Genomic DNA, 17,863 nt, shown 5'->3' with positions numbered 1-17,863 from the left:
ACTAATGAAATTTAAAGCAATAACATACATCGTTTTGGCTGCAGTGTTGATTGCCTGCGACCAGAGCCCCGAGGATCTGCGAATTGAGGAGCTCACTGCAAAAAGAGACTCTCTCAAGGAAGAGAAAACTGAACTTACAGAAGAGATCGAGAAAATCGAAAAATTGTTGGCCAAGAAAGACACGACAGAGGAGCTCACAGAAGTGACTTCTATGTCCGTGAGCCCCTCGATGTTTCACCACTTTTTTACCGTTCAGGCGAGTCTGGAGGCTACCAAAAACGCTCAGGTTTATCCGGAAACTCAAGGTCGTGTGATCGATATCAGAAAGCAGGAAGGTGATAAGTTGAGAAAAGGTGATGTCATCATGGAGCTCGACACCGAGCTAATCGAGAAAAATATTGCCGAAGTGCAAACCAATCTGGATCTGGCAAAGGATGTTTTCCAAAGACAAAAAAGACTTTGGGACCAAAACATCGGTTCAGAGATGCAGTATTTGGAAGCCAAAAACCGCAAGGAGCAGCTCGAAAATACATTAGCTACGTTGCGTGAGCAGAGAAACAAGGCCTTGGTCAGAGCTCCATTTTCAGGAGTTCTCGATAAGATCGTCCCTAAAATTGGGGAGATGGCCAATCCGGCAATGCCTGTTGCAAGAGTGGTTAACCTAGAAGATGTTTACCTCACGGCAGACATTTCTGAGCGTTACATGGGCCGCATTGAGGTAGGCGATTCTGTGAGAGTGACATTTCCGGAAATCGACACGGTAAAGACAGTAATCACTCGCATCGGAAACTACATCGACCCGGCAAATCGATCTTTTGAGATCACCGTGCAAGTGCCCAACAAGGAGAAAAAGCTGAAACCAAACATGCTCGCTGAGGTGAAAATCAACGATTATACTCTGGACTCAGCCATCACCATTCCTTCGTCAATTATTCAGCAAGACACCCGTGGAAGAAAATTTGTCTACACGGCCAAAAAAGAGGAGGACGGCTACCTGGTAGAAAAGCAGTTTGTGGAAGCGGGAAGATACTACGAAGGGCAAATGGTAATTCTATCTGGGCTTAAGGCCGGTGATGAGGTTCTCGACAAAGGTTCGAGAAAGGTCGTTGACGGACAGATGGTCAATATCCTCAAAGACAGTAAAGCACTTGTTCAGAAATAGAATTTAAAGCAGCAATTGAGCAATGGAAGAAAATAACAAGTCGGGAGACATTATCCCGGACTCCAACGATAAAAAAGGCAAAGAGAACAGCAGTCACTTCAAGCACTTCAAGCTTTCCAGTGCAGCTATCAACAACAAAACCACTGTTTTTGTAATTGCCTTTATCATTCTCTTTGGAGGGATGTTCTCCTATCAGAGCATGCCCAAAGAGAGCTTCCCGGAAGTGAACGTACCCGAGATTTATGTCGGAACGCCTTACCCTGGAAACTCTGCAGAAGATATTGAGAAGTTGATCACTAGGCCTCTCGAAAAGGAGATCAATCTCATTTCGGAGGTCGATGAAATCAACTCTACCTCGGCAGAAGGATACTCATCCATCCAGGTGAAATTCACTTTTGATGTAGATCCGTCAGAAGCGTTGAGAAAGGTGAAAGACAAGGTGGACATTGCAAAGTCCGATGCCGATTTTCCCACAGATCTTCCGGCCGATCCAAACGTTTTCGAGCTGAATTTCTCAGAGATGGTTCCAGTTATGATCATCAACCTCTCTGGAGACTATCCGCTGGACGAACTTAAAGAATACGCAGAGCTTCTTCAGGATGACATTGAAGAAGTTGAGCAAGTTTCGGAGGTTGACATTCGCGGGGTGATGGACAAAGAAATGCGCATCGCTCTGAATCCACTTAGGATGGAAGCGATGAATGTGAGCTTCAACGATGTGGCCGGTGCCATTCGAAATGAAAACACGACTATCTCTGGTGGTAACTTGCTTACCGATGGAACTCGAAGATCTGTTCGGGTGATCGGTGAGTTCAAAAATGCCGAGCAAATTGAAAATACCGTTGTGAAGAGCGAAAACCAGGAGCTGGTTTACCTCAAAGACATCGGTGAGGTCACCTTTCAGGAGGAAGAGAAAGAGAGCTATGCTCGTGAGTATTTGCAGCCTGTGGTGAGTCTTGATGTGAAAAAGAAAGCCGGTGAAAATCTTCTGTACGCTTCTGATAAGATTAACGAGATCCTCGAGGAAGCCAAAAAGAACGACCTTCCTAAAAACCTGAGCATTTCGATAACCAATGACCTGAGTGACGACACGAGAACTCAGGTGAGCGAGCTTGAGAACTCCATCATCTTCGGGATGCTGCTGGTTGTTGGTGTTCTGATGTTTTTCCTCGGATTGCGAAATGCACTTTTTGTTGGTATCGCCATTCCTATGTCGATGTTCATGTCGTTTATGATTTTGAATGCGATGGGCGTAACGCTCAACACCATGGTGCTTTTCTCTTTGGTACTAGCTCTGGGAATGCTCGTGGACAACGGAATTGTGGTGGTCGAGAATATTTATCGACTGATGGATGAAGGCCTGCCTCGAAAGTTGGCTGCCAAAAAAGGTGTGGCTGAAGTGGCGTGGCCGATTATTGCTTCTACCGCCACCACGTTAGCAGCCTTCACACCGCTCGCTATCTGGCCAGGAATTTTCGGTGAGTTTATGAAGTATTTGCCGATTACGCTTATTATTGTTTTGGGGTCATCGCTCTTTGTCGGTTTGGTGATCAACCCGGTTCTCACTGCTGTTTTTATGCGGGTAGACGAAGAACGAATCAACCGCAAAAAGGTAAATGTCACCGCGGCAATCATGATCGTTTTAGGTGGAATCATTGCTCTTACCGGAGTTTATTGGCTCGGAAACCTGTTTATGTTTGGAGGTATCGTTTACCTTCTCCAGATCTACGTTTTTTCTCCTGGTGGCGAATTTTTCCAAAAGAGAATCATTCCATGGCTGGAGCACTACTACGAGAAGTTTTTGACTTTTGCGGTTTCAGGCACGAAGCCTTACATCTTCTTCGGAAGTACTTTCTTGATGCTGATTTTGGCGGGGGTGCTTTTTCGAGCATTTACACCAAAGGTGCTCTTCTTCCCTGAGAACGAACCACAGTACATCAACGTCTTCATCGAAATGCCCGAAGGAACCGACATTGAGCGGACCAATGAAGTGGCGATGGAAATCGAGGAGCTGGTGATTGACGAGCTCACAAGTGAAGAATTCACAGCTGAAAATCCGAGAACAGGAGAAGTAGAACCTTATCTGGTGACTTCTGTAATCGGCCAGGTGGGTGAGGGAACCAGCGACCCGATGCAGGGGCCGTCAACAGGGCAAACACCAAACAAGGCGAAGGTCACAGCTCAGTTTGTGCGCTCGCAGTACCGTGGTGATCTTACTACCAGCGATGCTCAAACGGCTGTTCGTGAGAGACTGAGTGGATACCCTGGAGTGGACATCAGTGTGGATAAGAACCAGGCTGGTCCGCCCACTGGAGCGCCAATTAACATTGAGCTTTCGTCAGAGAATTACGACACCTTGCTGTTTTACGCAGAGCGAATGAAACAGTACATCCAGTCGAAGGGAATCGGTGGTATTGAAGAACTCAAACTCGATGTGAACAAGAACAAGCCGGAAATGCCGATTGATATCGATCGGACAAAAGCTCGTAGATACGGACTGTCGACAGCTCAGATTGGGGATGCCATCAGAACTGGTCTCTTTGGGAAAGAAGTGTCGAGATTCAAGGACGGAGAGGACGATTATCCAATCAACATGCGCTACCAGGATGCATATCGCTATGATCCTAACATGCTCCTGGATCAGCGGATAACCTTCCGTGACCCGGCTGATGGACAAATAAAGCAAGTGCCGATTTCTTCTGTTGCAAGCGCAAATAGGAGTACGACCTTCAACTCGGTAAAAAGAAAAGATCTCGACAGAGTAATTACCATTTCATCAAATGTTTTGGATGGATTTAACCCAACTGAGGTAAACCAAAACATCGAAGAATCTCTTGAGAACTTCGACAAGCCAGATTCAATTTCTTACAGTTTCACGGGTGAGCAGGAGGAGCAAGCCAAAGAAATGGAGTTTTTGAGTGTGGCTTTGATCATAGCCGTGTTTCTGATATTCCTCATTATTGTGGCGCAATTCAACAGTACATCAACTCCGGTGATCATCATTTTTTCGGTGATCTTCAGTTTGATAGGTGTGCTCCTCGGGCTGATCATTTTCAGAATGGAGTTCGTTGTGATTATGACCATGGTCGGAATCATCGCGCTGGCGGGAGTTGTAGTAAACAACGCCATTGTACTCATCGACTACACCGATCTTATCCGCGAGAGAATGAAGCGCGAGCTCGATCTTGGTGAAGACGACAAACTGCCGTTTCCAAAGGTTGTAGAGGCCGTGATTGAAGGTGGAAAAGTGAGATTGAGACCCGTACTGCTCACAGCCATCACTACCGTACTCGGACTGGTGCCTCTTGCCATCGGTTTGAATATCAACTTCATAACACTTTTCACAGAATACGATTCTCAATTCTATATTGGTGGGGACAACGTAATGTTTTGGGGCCCGATGTCCTGGACCATCATTTTTGGTCTGACATTTGCCACCTTCCTCACGTTAGTCATTGTACCGGTTATGTACTTGTTGCTAAACAAGTTCAAGTTCCGGTTTATCTACAAAAAGACAATGAACTAATTCAGTCGGGTTTTTGAGAGTGATCCGACTCATTCAATATAGTTTGGTTAAGGTTTAAAGAGAAAACCTCCCGGAAACGTCCGGGAGGTTTTTTTCTTTTTGGGGTAATTTCTTTTTGAAAGTCCGCTTATCTGTGGATCAGCTTGCCTGTGCTCATAGGTCTTCCAGCCTGCTCCAGCGAGTAGAAGTACATTCCCGGAGCTAGACCTGAAGGTTGAATTCTATTGGTTCCTTTTTCAATTTCCTTTTTCATGACTACGCGACCAAAGGAATCGTAGATAACAAAGTCTGCATTTTCAAATGGATTAGAAACTGTCAGTTCCTGATCAAAAGGATTAGGATAAACAGAAACCATTGCCCTTTCGTTTTCGGCTACGCTAGAAGTCATATCCAGAAAAACACAATAATCTTCTACCTCACCGTAGTCGAACGTTTCGCATGGCTGAAGGGAGCCTGAAGCATTATACTTCATTGAAACCCTCATTCGCGTTATTCCTGGAGTTGCGGAAAGAGGAACGCTAAATGTTCCTGAAACTGGTTCGATTGAAGACTCAGAAGATTCAAAAATCAGTTCTGTTTCTTCGAACTCCCCGTTGTGATCGTAGTCAATCCACACTTTGAAATACTCTGAATACTGGAACCCAGAAAAGCCTGGAGCCAGATTAATTTCATGTTCTTCGGTATCGTTGAGTGAAAAGCTATTTCCTGTATAGTCTCCATAACCATTGTCGCTTTCAGTTTCGTTCAAAAAGTCGTTGATTTCTACTGATGCGATCCACTCCGAGGCAGCGCTTTCTCCCATCGATTCGCAGTACTCGTTTCCGATGCACGCACCACAACCGGGTGTAGTGATGGTGAACACATCAGAGAGTGCAAACTCATCGCAATCTGGCGCTACCACAATGTCGTAAGAGGTGCATGGTAAGAGTTCAGTAAGTGTGGTTGAGTTATCATCAACAGTGATAAAAAGGAAGTCTCCTTCGTCAATCAGAGAAATTCCAACCTCGTAGCCATCGGCAGGAAGAATGTCTTGCCAGGTCAACTCTATTTGTGTAGAATCTTCTGAGAGCACAACAAAACTATCAAGGCTCGGAGCTTCGCAGCATCCATTGCTGATAAAGGTCAGCGATGGTGACCATCCACTGAGTAGACCACCTGCGCAATGTGCTCTTAGCTGTACTTCAAAATCTGTACACCACTGAAGGTCGCTGAGTAGAAATTCGTTGACGTCAATGTTTTCTGTAGTTATCCAGTCGGGAGCTCCGATCTCGCGGTAGCGCAAATCAAATACCTCAGAATTCAAACTTTCCCAGGTAATGAGGTAATCCGACTCACCTTGCAGTTCTGCCTGTACTCCAAAAGGCGCAAGGCAATCGTCCTCGGAGCAAAGGTTGAGCAATTCGAGAAGCGAGTTGTTCAGGTTTAATCTTCCACCGGTAACAGTAATTCCTTCAAGCTCCTCTACCGGATCAGTACCATCGAGAATGGCTTGTCTGATCAGCAGTGCAGCTTCTCCGGGACTACTCTGTACCAAACTCATGAAAGCCGGACAAGGCGCTGAGTACATCAGGGCGATAGCTCCCGCAACGTGAGGGCTGGCAAAAGAGGTTCCGTTCATCGAACCATAAGAGCTGCCACTTACACCGTAAACTCCGGCTCCGGGAGCAGCCAGGTCAACTCCGATCGGTCCGTAACCGCCAGTAGTTCTCACATCGTTTTGGTTGGTTGCAGTAACGCTAAAAAGGTATTCACTGCTGCACCCTGTCGGGATATCTCCCTGCTCATCGATATTGATGCTTGTGTTGTTGGTTGTAGCCCCACAGCTCAAGATACCGTGTGTTCCCAGCGTGTCGTAAAAAGCGCACCAAAGAGGAATGTCTGCTGGATCTCCGCTGTCAATCCCCCAGGAAGCGTTTGTAGAAACCACAAAAGCTCCTTCTTCACCATTGGTTTCATTGTAGAGCATTCGTGCATTGAGTGCATAGTCATATGCCGCGATTACAGATGCTTCATCGCTGAGGTTTTCACCTGCAACGCTCATGATTTTTACGTCCCAATTGACACCAACTACTCCAAGTTCGTTGTTTCCCTTGGCGCCCACACATCCGGCAACCTGGGTTCCGTGTCCGCCACTCATCACGCCACTGTCGTCTTCACTTTGCACATTCCAGCCCTCGTAATCGTCTACGTAACCATTTCCGTCATCGTCAATTCCATTGTCGGGAATTTCACCCTCGTTTACCCATTTGTTGTCGATCAGATCAGGGTGGTTCAGGTTGGCTCCTTCGATCACGCAGACCACAATTTCATCTCCGTAGGCAGTAGTTCCACCAGTAGTAATGTCCCACGCTGCATCCGAATCCATGTCGGCATCATTGTCGTTTACGTGCTGCCACTGTTCGCCCAAAAGAGGATCATTGGGCACTTCGCGCATTTCCACAATGTGGTTGTATTGCACTTCAGTAATCTGTCTGTGCCCTTGGAGGTCACGTCTTAAAAGCTCGGTGTCAAACTGGTCATCATCGACTTGAATCAGCCAGATATTGGCATGTTTCGATAGTTTCTTTTCGAAATGCCAATCCTGAAATTCGACTAGTGATTTGTCGAATTTTTCCGCTTCCACTTCCGGCTGAAGCTGGATGATCAACTGCCCGGGAACCGTGTTCGGCTGGTTTTGAGCAAGGGACAGAGAAGCCCATAAAAAGAGTACGAGTAGAGTGTAGCTATTCTTGAACATAAATTCGTTTTACGCGTTGCGAAACGCTGGTTAACACTTCATAAGGTATGGTTTCGAGCCATTGGGCAATTTCTTCCAAAGAAATATCATCTCCAAAAATTTCTGCTTCGTCACCTGGTTTTACATCTAGTCCGGTTACATCAGCCATTGTCATATCCATGCAGACTCTTCCAACGATTTTGCATCTTCTTCCTTTGATACTTACTTCGCCTTTTTGGTTGCTCAACCGCCTGTTGAGTCCGTCTGCGTAGCCGATGGCCAAAATGGCGATTTGCATGTCTCTTTCGGCTTTAAAACTGCGGCCGTACCCAATGGTTTCACCAGCTAATACAGTCTTCACCTGAGAAACCACCGTTTTGAGTCTTCCGACCACAGCTAGCTTGCCTTCGTCTTCTTCGGCCACTGGTGCTCCGTAGAGGCCAATACCGAGTCGAACCATGTCGAATTGAGCTTCCGGAAAGCGCGTGATGGCACCTGTGTTAGAAATATGCTTAAGTACCTGATAACCGGTGGCCTCCTCAATTTGTGCACTGAACTTGTCAAATTCCGAAATCTGCCTTTTCGTAAAATCATCTTCCTGCGGGTCGTCACTTGCGGCAAGATGAGACATCACCGACTTCACCTTTACGTGCTTGTTTTGCCGGATCAATTGACAGAGCTCTCCGATGTCGGCCGAGGTAAATCCAAGTCGGTTCATTCCGGTTTCTACCTTCAGGTGAATTCCTGGAATTTTCTCTTCAGGGTAATTTTTGCTCACTTCAGCAAATCGCTGAAAGGTTGCGAAGTTGTAAATCTCTGGTTCCAGGCGGTAATCGAAAAAGCTACTCAGCGCTGCCCGCTCAGTGTTGAGCACCAGGATCGGCAGCTGAATGCCGGCTTTTCGTAGCTCAACGCCTTCATCGGCATAGGCCACTGAAAGGTAATCCACACGATGGTATTCGAGCAAGCTAGCCACTTCGTAGCTACCACTACCGTAGGCAAATGCCTTCACCATAGCCATGAGTTTTACTCCCGGCTTCAGTTTTTCGCGGTAGAAGTTGAGATTGTGAACCATTCCGTTGAGGTCGATTTCGAAGATTGTTTCGTGGGAGCGAGCCTGCAGCAGGTGAACAATCTTTTCGAAGTGAAAACTTCTGGCTCCTTTAATGAGCACAGTTGAGTTCTCGAACCACGATGGGTTGAGGTCGTTTAGAAAATCCTCGGTAGATCGAAAACACTTTATCGAGCATTTAAATTCGTCTTTGTAATCAGAGATCTCCGGTCCGATGGCGTAAACCTCATCCACCTTTTTGTGCTCAACGAGCGAAGCCAGTCGGTAGTAGAGGAGCGCAGGTTCCAAACCGGATTGCAAAAGATCAGAAACAATGAGCACTCGTTTTTGCGCTGTTCGCTGCTGCAGCATAAAGTCGAGCGCCACTTCGAGCGAGTGCAAATCGGCACTGTAGGTGTCGTTGATCAAAAAGCTTCCCTGAGGGCCGTCCAATAGCTCAAGTCGCATTCCGACAGGGCGAAGAGTTTCGGTTTTCTTAGAAAGTTCATCGACAGAAATGCCCAGTTGAAGCGCTGTGAGTAAAGCTGTCAGCATGTTGTTGCGATGCGCCAGATCGGTGAAAGGCAAAGTGCATTCAAACACACGTTGCTGCCACTTTAGTCTAAAAACTGAAGCGTGCGTTTTTACTTCTTCTTCGGCAACAAATAAGTCGGCATTTTTAGCTGTTCGACTCCAGCGGAGAATTTTCGCTGATGGTTCCAAACTGTTTCTGACAGAGTCAATGCTGACATTTTCCATCTCCGCACAAATCAGAGTTTTGCAGTTTTTAAAAAGCCTGAGTTTTTCTTTCAGGATTTGTGCCTGATCGTCAAAGTGTTCCAGGTGGGCCACTCCAATGTTCGTCAAGACGCCAATTGTTGGGTCAATCATTTTTCTGAGCGCATCCATTTCTCCAGGTTGCGAAATGCCGGCTTCAAAAACCCCCAGAGTGTGGTGCTTTTCAATGTTCCACACGCTCAGTGGCACACCTACCTGCGAGTTGAAGCTTCGCGGACTTCGAATTATGTTTTGCTCGGGAGTTGTCAGTGAGTTAATCCACTCCTTTACGATGGTTTTTCCGTTGCTTCCGGTAATTCCAATAATCGGAATGTCAAACTGCGATCGATGATGAGCTGCGAGCTTTTGTAGAGCGAGCAAACTGTTGTCGACTTTCAGTACAGTGCAGCGATCCAGCAGCTCCTTTGGGGTTTCACTTTCATCATCCACAATGAACTGACGAATTCCCTTTTCGAATGCTTCAGCTAGAAACTTGTGCCCGTTATGGTGAATTCCTGAGAGCGCGACAAAAACCGACTGAGCCGGCAGATACATTTTTCTAGTGTCGATAGAAATGAGGTCAAAGCTGTGATCTGCATTTTCAGACAGCAGCTTTCCATTGAGCTCATCCTTTAGCCCGGGCAGTGAATATTGTAAATGACTCATGAATGTTCCTCGTCTTTCACACTCTCTTCTTCTCTCTTTTCCTGTTCTCGCTGGAGTTGTTCTTCTTCTAGTCGTTGTTCTTCAGCTTGTTTGATGGCCAGCTCTTTCAGCTCTTCTCTGAGTTTCGGATTACGCTTAGCTTCCTCAAAAACCTCACGCGACAGAGGAATGTAGTGGTCTTTTTCTCCGAGTTGCACCAGATCTTCGCTGGCGGAAATGCGGTAAGAGAAATTCGCCAGGTTGCCGGTTTTTACGCAAATGGCGTGAACTTTAGTGACATATTCTGCCATGGCTAAAACCTGCGGCATGGGGTCAAAAGGGCGACCTTTAAAGTCCATGTCGAGACCGGCAACAACTACGCGAATCCCACTATCGGCTAGCTGGCTGCAAACGTTTGGGAGTTCGCTGTCGAAAAATTGCGCCTCGTCAATTCCAATCACATCCACATCGTTGGCCATTAGCAAAAGTTGCGAAGAATGCGGAACCGGAGTTGACCGAATGGCACTTCTGTCGTGGCTCACCACTTCGTCTTCGCTGTAACGTTTTTCCATCGAAGGCTTAAAGATTTCCACCTTTTGCCTGGCGATTTTGGCTCGCTTCAACCTACGGATGAGCTCTTCGGTTTTACCTGAAAACATCGACCCGCAGATCACTTCGATCCAGCCGTGTCTTTTGTCTTTTGCGTGATTATTCTCTAAGAACATGCCTGCCTGATGGAGTTGTGAAATGCTGAGGAACAAAAGTAGCGAAATTGAAACGCTGAGCGAACCAAAGACTTTTACCGATACAACTAACCCATGTAAATTGAGATCAACGCTTTTGTTACCAAAGTCTTATTTTTGGTCAACTTAAAAACAAGCTCTCAATGTATAAACTAATCGGACTGTCCATTTTCGCAGCTTTTGTGCTCACTTCTTGTGAGAAGCCTGCTGGAGAAGGCGGAAACTCAACTATTCGCGGAAAAGTGCTTAAGGAGTATCGCCTTGTGCTGACCAATCCTTCCACGGCTCAATACACTGTGCCTGCTGCAGATGAAAACGTGTTCATTATTTATGGGGATGAGGTAGGCGTTGGAGACAACATCGAAACCAACTACAAAGGCGAGTATGAGTTTGATTACCTGAGGCCTGGGAAATACACCATCTACACCTATTCTGAAGACACTACAGGGACAAATCAATTTGATCCGAATCGCATGCCGATCATCGAAGAAGTAGAAATCAACGAAAAAGGGGAAACGGTAGAAGTTCCAACTATGACGATTTATGAAGTGGAGTAGCCTCTCAATTTTCATGTTGCTGTTTTCTCTTTCCGCCTTTAGTCAGGTGAGCGATGCGGGATTGTGGACCGGTGTCTCGGTTGACAAAGAAATCGCGGATGACCTCAAGGCAGATCTGGAAATGGAAACCCGTTTCTATGAAAACATATCGGAGTTGGAGTCCGCTTTCTTTGATCTCTCGCTCGAATATAAGCTGACGAAATTTCTAGATGTGTCTGTCGACTACCGATTTGGCAACAAAAAGGAACTCAATGATACTTACCTGCTTCGACAAAGGGTAGCTGGAAATATTTATCTCGATGCCGATTGGCGCGATCTGGAGTTTGTTTACAGATTACGTTTGCAGCGAAATCTGGAAGGCATTAGAAGAGACGAAGCCGGTATTGAATTTTCTTCGGCTGTGCGTCACAAATTTTCTGTCACACTTGACTTGCCCGACAGGTATGAGATTGAAACCGAATATGAAATTTTTACCGGCAGAACCGACCAAAATCGATTTGACCAAACCGACTGGCGGGTAAAAGCCGAAATCAAAAAAGGAATCACCAAAGACGACAACATCTCCCTCGGTTACCTCATCCAAAGACAAGTCAACGAAAATAACCCGTTGATGGAGTTCATCTTTTTGATATCCTACAGCTACGAGTTAGATTGATTGAAATATCAAAGTGCCATCGGCACGAAATACCTTGTAGCCGATGGTTTTAACCATTGGTTTTAGGTCACCCAATGAATGAGAATGTCGTAGACATGGTCGACATAAGAATCTTGGGTTTAGTGAGCCAGAGTTGTCGGCCGTACCTACGACTAATCTTACAACAACACATTCAAACACCCGGGTTGAAACCCGGGGCCAAAATGACGAACGTGGCGAATGCCACTCAAAGGCAAATTCCTTCTGACGGGCCTTAAAATTTCCAGGAAGCTATCCTGACTCTCCTTTGACTAAGTTGCCAGGCAATCATGCTGGCCTGTCTTCGCCAACCACGTTGGTTCTGGGTTTTTACCTCACCCCTTCATCAAGAAATAATCCAACAAAGCACTTTTTCTTCCTCTCGAAACCGGGATAATTTCTTCGTTGGTGAGGGTGACACTTCCTCCGCTGCCGTGATTTCTCGTGAAGCTGGCGATGTGGCGGCCGTTCACCAGATAGCTATCGTGCACACGGACGAAACCAAATGGGTGCAGAATCTCTTCAAAATGCTTTAAGTTTTTGGTCACCACCAGCTCACCGTCATTTTTGATTACGATGTTGCTGTAGCTTCCACCGGCTTTTAAAACGATGATATCGAGCAGCGTAACAATCTTAAATCCCTTGTGGATAGGCAGGGCAATTTTGTTGTGTTGTTGGTTAATGTTCAGCTGACTGTCTGGAATAACAAAAACTTCAGATCCATCTCGCTTCACGCGTTCGGTTTTTTTCTCAAATCTTTCAATGGACTCTTCGAGCAACTCAGGGTCGATAGGTTTGAGAAGATAGTCGAGTGCCGATAGTTTAATGGCATCAATCGCGTAGTCGTTGTGAGCAGTGGTGAAAATAACCTCGAAATTGATTTCGTTGAGGCTTCTCAAAAGTGAGAAACCATCACCATGGGGCATTTCCACATCGAGAAAAACAAGGTCGGGTTCGTGCTCGAGAATTTTCTTTCTGGCATCCTCTGCCGAGCTTGCCTCATCAATAATTTTCACAGAGGGGATAAACTCTTCGAGTTGAGCGCGTAGCACCTGACGCGCGCGTGACTCATCATCTACAATGATTGTTCTGATCATGGATTGGCAAAGATTGTTTTAAAGTAAGTGGAGCTTTCATTCTTATCTGAATAATGAAAACCGCATTTTAGAGTTGTTATCAGTGCGAAATGTACTCTATTGGTAAAAACAAAACTAACAGATTTTCTCATTCTATCGCACGATTGTGCAATTTCGTCCTTGCAAAAACCGGCAAAAGAAAACGTGAAGGGAACTGCATGAGACAGATCCCACAGACCTTGATTTGAACTATTCGCTCAAAATAGCAACGCTTACTCTCTCAGTGGTTCTGGTTTCGTTTTTTGCGAGTCGGGCACAGAGCAACCTGCGTGAGAAAACCATTGCCATCAGCGTTGACACTACCGTTGTGGACAGCCTGAGCATGGTTCCGGGAACTTTTATAAGCTCACCTACGCTCGATAGTGTCGGTCTTCGTCTCGATGCGGTAAATGCTTTGCTGATCAGAGAGAATGGCTCCTTCAGCGACTCTCTAAAAGTGAGCTATCGCGTTTTTCCGATCAAGTTTTCCGAGCCCTATTTCCACAAGGATTCCACGATGATTGTCCCCGAGCAATCGGACAACTTCGATCCGTTTGTTTACGACCCCAACGAGCAGGTGGAGAATGTCTACGAGTTTGGTGGTCTCAATAAATCGGGCTCTATCTCCAGGGGAATTGCATTTGGAAACAGTCAGGATCTTTCGGTAAACTCAAACCTCAGTCTCCAACTTTCGGGAAGGCTCACGGACGACATTCAAATCCAGGCTTCGGTAACAGACGACAACATTCCTATCCAACCCGAAGGAAACACGCAGCAACTCGAGGACTTCGACCAGGTCTACATCGAGCTTTTTAACGAGCGATCGAAGCTCACAGCTGGGGATTTTCAGCTCACCAACCCAGAGAGCTTTTTCATGACTTATTTCAAGAGGGCACGCGGAGCAACCTTCGAAACCAAATGGGACGACAAGCAACGAAAGGAGAACCCGGAGGCTGGAGGTGAGTTTTCGGCACAGGCCAGTGCAGCCATTTCCAAGGGAAAGTTCGCCAGAAACATTATTCAGGGAGTAGAAGGAAATCAGGGTCCGTACCGATTGACGGGTGCCAATAACGAGCCTTTCATCATTGTACTTTCCGGAACGGAGCGGGTTTACATCGATGGTAAGTTGCAGGAGCGTGGCCAGGAATACGACTACACGATCGATTACAACACGGCCGAAGTCACGTTTACTCCGAACAACCTGATCACCAAAGACAGGAGGATCATCGTTGAGTTTCAGTACTCCGAGAAAAACTACGCGCGCAGCATGGTTCAAGGTGCGGTGAACTACGACTCCGAAAAGTACTCGTGGTTTGTGAATGTTTATGGAGAGCAGGATAGCAAGAATCAGCCGCTTCAGCAAGATCTCGATGAAAACGACAGGCAGTTGCTGTCGGACGTTGGCGACAACATCGAAAATGCAGTTCGCCCGGCAATCGACAGCGTGGGCTACTCCAACGACAGAGTGCTCTACGCCTTGCGCGACAGCCTGGGCTATGACTCGGTTTTTGTTTTTTCGACCAACGAAAACGAAGCCTTTTATCAGTTGCGGTTTAGCAGAGTAGGCCAGGCAAATGGCGATTACGTAGAATCCGAGTTTACCGCCAATGGAAAGACTTACCAGTGGGTAGCCCCCGATACTGTAGACAACCAGATTGTGAGAAACGGAAACTTCGCTCCGGTAAACCGACTGGTGGCGCCCAACAAAAACCAAATGGCTGTGGGCGGAGGCCGCGTGCAGGTGAGCGATCGAACAACAGTTTTCCTCGAAACCGCTGTATCCAACTACGATCGAAACACATTTTCGCAAGAGGGAAACCGCGACAATGTGGGGCTGGCTGTAAAAGCCGCTGTAGAAAACGAACTACCGCTGCAGGCCGAAAAAGAAGAGCCCTGGAAGCTGGTATCGCGAGTCGATCACGAATTCGTGAACGTTTTTTTCGAACCCATCGAGCGGTTTCGAAAGGTGGAGTTCGACCGAAACTGGAACATCAGAAATTACCAGATTGACGATGCGCAAAACATCACAACCGGGACGCTTTCATTTACTCAAAAAGAAAAGGGAGTGGCGACTGTCGGTGCCGAATCGTTTCAGGCTGGTGAGGATTTCACCGGTTACAACGGTCTGTTGCAAACCAACCTCCAACTCAACAAAACGCAGATTGACATTGACGGGTCGTATCTGTTTACGCAGGGAAACAACAAATCCGAGTTCTTGCGCCACGAGTCGGAAATTTCTCAGGAGCTGCCCTGGTTTCGTCTGGGCTTTGCCGACATCCACGAGCTCAATCAGTTTTTCGATCCTCAAGCAGACACCTTGCTCTCCACAACCTATCAGTGGTACGACTGGCAGATTTTTATTGCCAATCCCGATACCACGGAAAACCGTTACCGACTTTTTTACCGCCAACGTACCGACTGGCGACCGCTGTCAAATGAGTTGGTAAAGTCCGCTTTTGCAGAGGAGTACGGAGGTCGACTGGAGCTGATCCGAAACCCCAAGCACCAGCTAAAGATCAATGTGAGTAACCGATCGCTGCGCATTGTTAACAGTGAGCTGGCACAGCAAGACCCAGAGAACACCCTCGTGTCGCGACTCGAGCACAGCTTGCGACTGGCCAGTGGATTGATCACCACCAGCACATTTTATGAAATCGGATCGGGACTGGAACAGCGGAGGGCTTTTGTTTACCTCGAAGTTCCGGCCGGCCAGGGAGTTTACGTGTGGAACGACTACAACGAAGACGGAGTGAAAGACCTCAACGAATTTGAAGTGGCCCAGTTCGACTATGAAGCCAACTACATCCGCAGTTTTGTGCCTTCGGACGATTACTCAAAAACCTTCACAAACCAGTTTAGCCAAGGCTTGCAGATCAATCCGGCAAGAGTTTGGAGCGATAAGGAAGGATTTAAAAAGTTTGTCTCGCGATTTTCCGATCAGGCGAGCTACAAGGTGGAACGCAAAACCGGAGACGAAGAACCACTAGAAAGGTTTAATCCATTTTTGCAGGACGTTGCGGACAGCAGCCTGATCACGCTGAATTCCTCTTTTCGAAACACGCTGTTTTTCAACCGTACCAACTCTGATTTCGGAGCCGATTACACCTACCAGGACAACCGAAGCAAGAGTTTGCTGACCAATGGCTTCGACTCGCGATTCACTCGCTACAACGAGCTGCGTGTGCGATGGAATTTCTCCGAAGTTTTCATTCTCAGTGTAGAAAGTACGCTAGGTAAAAAGGGAAGTCTCTCAGATTTTTTGAGCGGCAGAAACTACTCGATCGACTATAACACGATAAAGCCTGAGATTACCTGGCAGCCAAACAACGGAACCAGGCTGGCGCTGAGTGCTGAAAGTACTCAGAAGACCAACGAAGAAGACCTTGGAGGTGAAGAAGCCGAAGTGTTGGATATCGGCTTTGAAGGTCGGTTCAACAAAGTTTCCAAGGGAAGTTTCCAGGTCACTTTCAATGCCATCAAGATTGATTACAACGGCTCGGGCAACAACTCGCTTTCATTTGAAATGCTCAACGGGCTGCAGCCCGGGCAGAACTTCACATGGTCGGCCTCAGTGCAGCGCAACATTGCCGAAAACCTCCAGCTCAATCTCATCTACAACGGCCGCAAATCCGAAGACGACAGCGCCATCCACTCCGGCAATGTGCAGGTGAGAGCGTTTTTCTAGTTGGTGTATTTTTCGAGAAATTTCTTAAACCCTTGAAGCCAGATGTTAATTCTATCAGCCGTGTCACTAGTTGCAACTCGTCCAAAAAGAGAATTCAATAGTTGAATATTGTGCATGTTGCCTTCAAGTTGGTCAAGGCTTTGCCACTCTTTAAAAAGTTGAGAGTATTCGTGATAAGAGATTATTTCGATAGTTACATCTTCGTTTATAGTTAATGCTGTTCTTAATGCTCTATTCAAATGGAAATCAGTGAATGAGTAGCCTATGACATAAATCTTTTTTGCTTCCAGACAATCGGCATAGAACCTATGGTAAAATTGGGAGTATGGATCTAGAAGGATTCTAGAAGACTTGTTGAAGCCGGTAATCAAATTACTTTGCAGAAGTCGTCTGCTATCCTGATCATTATCCTCAACTGACCCTGAGCCTATCCCGAAATTTCTAATAAACTTTTCTTTCTCATACTTCACACTATTGAAGCCACTCTTCTTAAAATGAACTGATCCATGCAAGTTGTACCAACAGTTTACTTGACTGTTATTTAAAACAGTCGTAGGATCAAATACTAGCTCATTCTTAGAATTTTCTGTAAAGCCTTCGAAGATGGGCAATTTACTAATGAGAGGTATAAATCTGTCGTAGTTAGTGGTGTAACACCGGATTGGTTCCTTCAGAGATTTGAGGAACCAATCTAATTGACCATTCAAACCATGATGCTCTTCTAGACGTTTGGAGTATTTTTCAACTAGTGAAACTACCTTGTTGATATAATATCGGTACACGCTTGCAAAAAAGGCATCATAGTCATTCCAAAAGATTTGACCTTGCTCACGACCATCCACTACCCATTCATTATTTTTCGTTTGGTAAATTCTATCAAACCATAGAATTTCCATCAGATCATCTCTTTCGGTAAAAAAGGCGGGCATTAAGTTTTTAAACTCTGAGAATGCGGGTCGATACTTTGAAGAAAAAAATGTGCTGAGATATTCAATAGAATTCGCAATCGTTTCAAAGTTGATCGATTCAGGATCTCGGCTATACAACCCCGCTAATTTATGATTTATCCATTCACCCAAAGGTTGATCTTGATATGAACGGAACGTGCTATCTGCAATAATTTCATCGGTGATTTGGCTAGTGCTTGGAGCGCCCCAATCTATTACTGCGCCTGCACCCAAAAGGAGTACTGCCATAAGTTAATAATATTTAG

At 46.2% G+C, this 17,863-nt stretch carries 10 protein-coding genes; 5 read left to right on the top strand and 5 right to left on the bottom strand.

The genetic code is table 11. The features are described from left to right. Positions 1 to 4 precede the first annotated feature (4 nt). The gene (locus ABHV44_RS01480) at positions 5 to 1,162 is read left to right on the top strand and encodes an efflux RND transporter periplasmic adaptor subunit (RefSeq protein WP_459072863.1); all 1,158 of its coding nucleotides are present in this window, start codon (positions 5 to 7) and stop codon (positions 1,160 to 1,162) included. Positions 1,163 to 1,184: 22 nt separating this feature from the next. Next, positions 1,185 to 4,688: an efflux RND transporter permease subunit gene (locus ABHV44_RS01475; RefSeq protein WP_459072862.1), complete on the top strand. Its 3,504-nt coding sequence runs from the start codon at positions 1,185 to 1,187 to the stop codon at positions 4,686 to 4,688. 127 nt (positions 4,689 to 4,815) lie between these two features. Here the strand turns inward: ABHV44_RS01475 and ABHV44_RS01470 are convergent, their stop codons facing one another. From ABHV44_RS01470 to ABHV44_RS01460, 3 genes are read right to left on the bottom strand one after another with little or no spacing between them, the layout of a single operon-like run. Next, positions 4,816 to 7,425: a S8 family serine peptidase gene (locus ABHV44_RS01470; protein WP_459072861.1), complete on the bottom strand. Its 2,610-nt coding sequence runs from the start codon at positions 7,423 to 7,425 to the stop codon at positions 4,816 to 4,818. Then, positions 7,412 to 9,898 (bottom strand): bifunctional UDP-N-acetylmuramoyl-tripeptide:D-alanyl-D-alanine ligase/alanine racemase, encoded by a 2,487-nt coding sequence (locus tag ABHV44_RS01465; RefSeq protein WP_459072860.1) that lies wholly within the window; start codon positions 9,896 to 9,898, stop codon positions 7,412 to 7,414. Before ABHV44_RS01465 ends, ABHV44_RS01470 begins: the two co-directional genes overlap by 14 nt. Further along, the gene (locus ABHV44_RS01460; protein WP_459072859.1) at positions 9,895 to 10,602 is read right to left on the bottom strand and encodes a thymidine kinase; all 708 of its coding nucleotides are present in this window, start codon (positions 10,600 to 10,602) and stop codon (positions 9,895 to 9,897) included. Before ABHV44_RS01460 ends, ABHV44_RS01465 begins: the two co-directional genes overlap by 4 nt. A 161-nt stretch (positions 10,603 to 10,763) precedes the next feature. On the opposite strand from ABHV44_RS01460, the gene ABHV44_RS01455 reads away from it, so the two are divergent. Together ABHV44_RS01455 and ABHV44_RS01450 are read left to right on the top strand one after the other, a co-directional pair. Further along, positions 10,764 to 11,177, top strand: coding sequence for a hypothetical protein (locus ABHV44_RS01455; protein WP_459072858.1), 414 nt, complete (start codon positions 10,764 to 10,766; stop codon positions 11,175 to 11,177). Then, positions 11,164 to 11,832 (top strand): DUF2490 domain-containing protein, encoded by a 669-nt coding sequence (locus ABHV44_RS01450; protein WP_459072857.1) that lies wholly within the window; start codon positions 11,164 to 11,166, stop codon positions 11,830 to 11,832. Before ABHV44_RS01455 ends, ABHV44_RS01450 begins: the two co-directional genes overlap by 14 nt. 353 nt (positions 11,833 to 12,185) lie before the next feature. Here ABHV44_RS01450 and ABHV44_RS01445 read toward each other — a convergent pair whose 3' ends face one another. Further along, positions 12,186 to 12,947, bottom strand: coding sequence for a LytR/AlgR family response regulator transcription factor (locus tag ABHV44_RS01445; RefSeq protein ID WP_459072856.1), 762 nt, complete (start codon positions 12,945 to 12,947; stop codon positions 12,186 to 12,188). A 223-nt stretch (positions 12,948 to 13,170) separates the two neighbouring features. Here ABHV44_RS01445 and ABHV44_RS01440 point away from each other — a divergent pair, with 223 nt between their 5' ends. Beyond that, positions 13,171 to 16,650: a hypothetical protein gene (locus ABHV44_RS01440; RefSeq protein ID WP_459072855.1), complete on the top strand. Its 3,480-nt coding sequence runs from the start codon at positions 13,171 to 13,173 to the stop codon at positions 16,648 to 16,650. On the opposite strand, the gene ABHV44_RS01435 is transcribed toward ABHV44_RS01440, so the two are convergent. Continuing rightward, complete coding sequence (locus ABHV44_RS01435) at positions 16,647 to 17,846, bottom strand: hypothetical protein (protein ID WP_459072854.1); 1,200 nt, start codon at positions 17,844 to 17,846, stop codon at positions 16,647 to 16,649. The genes ABHV44_RS01440 and ABHV44_RS01435 overlap by 4 nt on opposite strands. Positions 17,847 to 17,863: the final 17 nt, after the last annotated feature.

Origin of the sequence: Halocola ammonii, from assembly GCF_049334165.1 — a bacterium.
Classification (GTDB): Bacteria; Bacteroidota; Bacteroidia; order Flavobacteriales_D; family Sanyastnellaceae; genus JBEGHD01.
This window is presented reverse-complemented; position numbering and strand designations above follow the sequence as displayed.

Coding starts and splice junctions, on each gene's coding strand:
- ABHV44_RS01480 (WP_459072863.1), top strand. CDS start 5: ATGAAATTTAAAGCAATAACATACATCGTTTTGGCTGCAGTGTTGATT.
- ABHV44_RS01475 (WP_459072862.1), top strand. CDS start 1,185: ATGGAAGAAAATAACAAGTCGGGAGACATTATCCCGGACTCCAACGAT.
- ABHV44_RS01470 (WP_459072861.1), bottom strand. CDS start 7,425: ATGTTCAAGAATAGCTACACTCTACTCGTACTCTTTTTATGGGCTTCT.
- ABHV44_RS01465 (WP_459072860.1), bottom strand. CDS start 9,898: ATGAGTCATTTACAATATTCACTGCCCGGGCTAAAGGATGAGCTCAAT.
- ABHV44_RS01460 (WP_459072859.1), bottom strand. CDS start 10,602: ATGTTCTTAGAGAATAATCACGCAAAAGACAAAAGACACGGCTGGATC.
- ABHV44_RS01455 (WP_459072858.1), top strand. CDS start 10,764: ATGTATAAACTAATCGGACTGTCCATTTTCGCAGCTTTTGTGCTCACT.
- ABHV44_RS01450 (WP_459072857.1), top strand. CDS start 11,164: ATGAAGTGGAGTAGCCTCTCAATTTTCATGTTGCTGTTTTCTCTTTCC.
- ABHV44_RS01445 (WP_459072856.1), bottom strand. CDS start 12,947: ATGATCAGAACAATCATTGTAGATGATGAGTCACGCGCGCGTCAGGTG.
- ABHV44_RS01435 (WP_459072854.1), bottom strand. CDS start 17,846: ATGGCAGTACTCCTTTTGGGTGCAGGCGCAGTAATAGATTGGGGCGCT.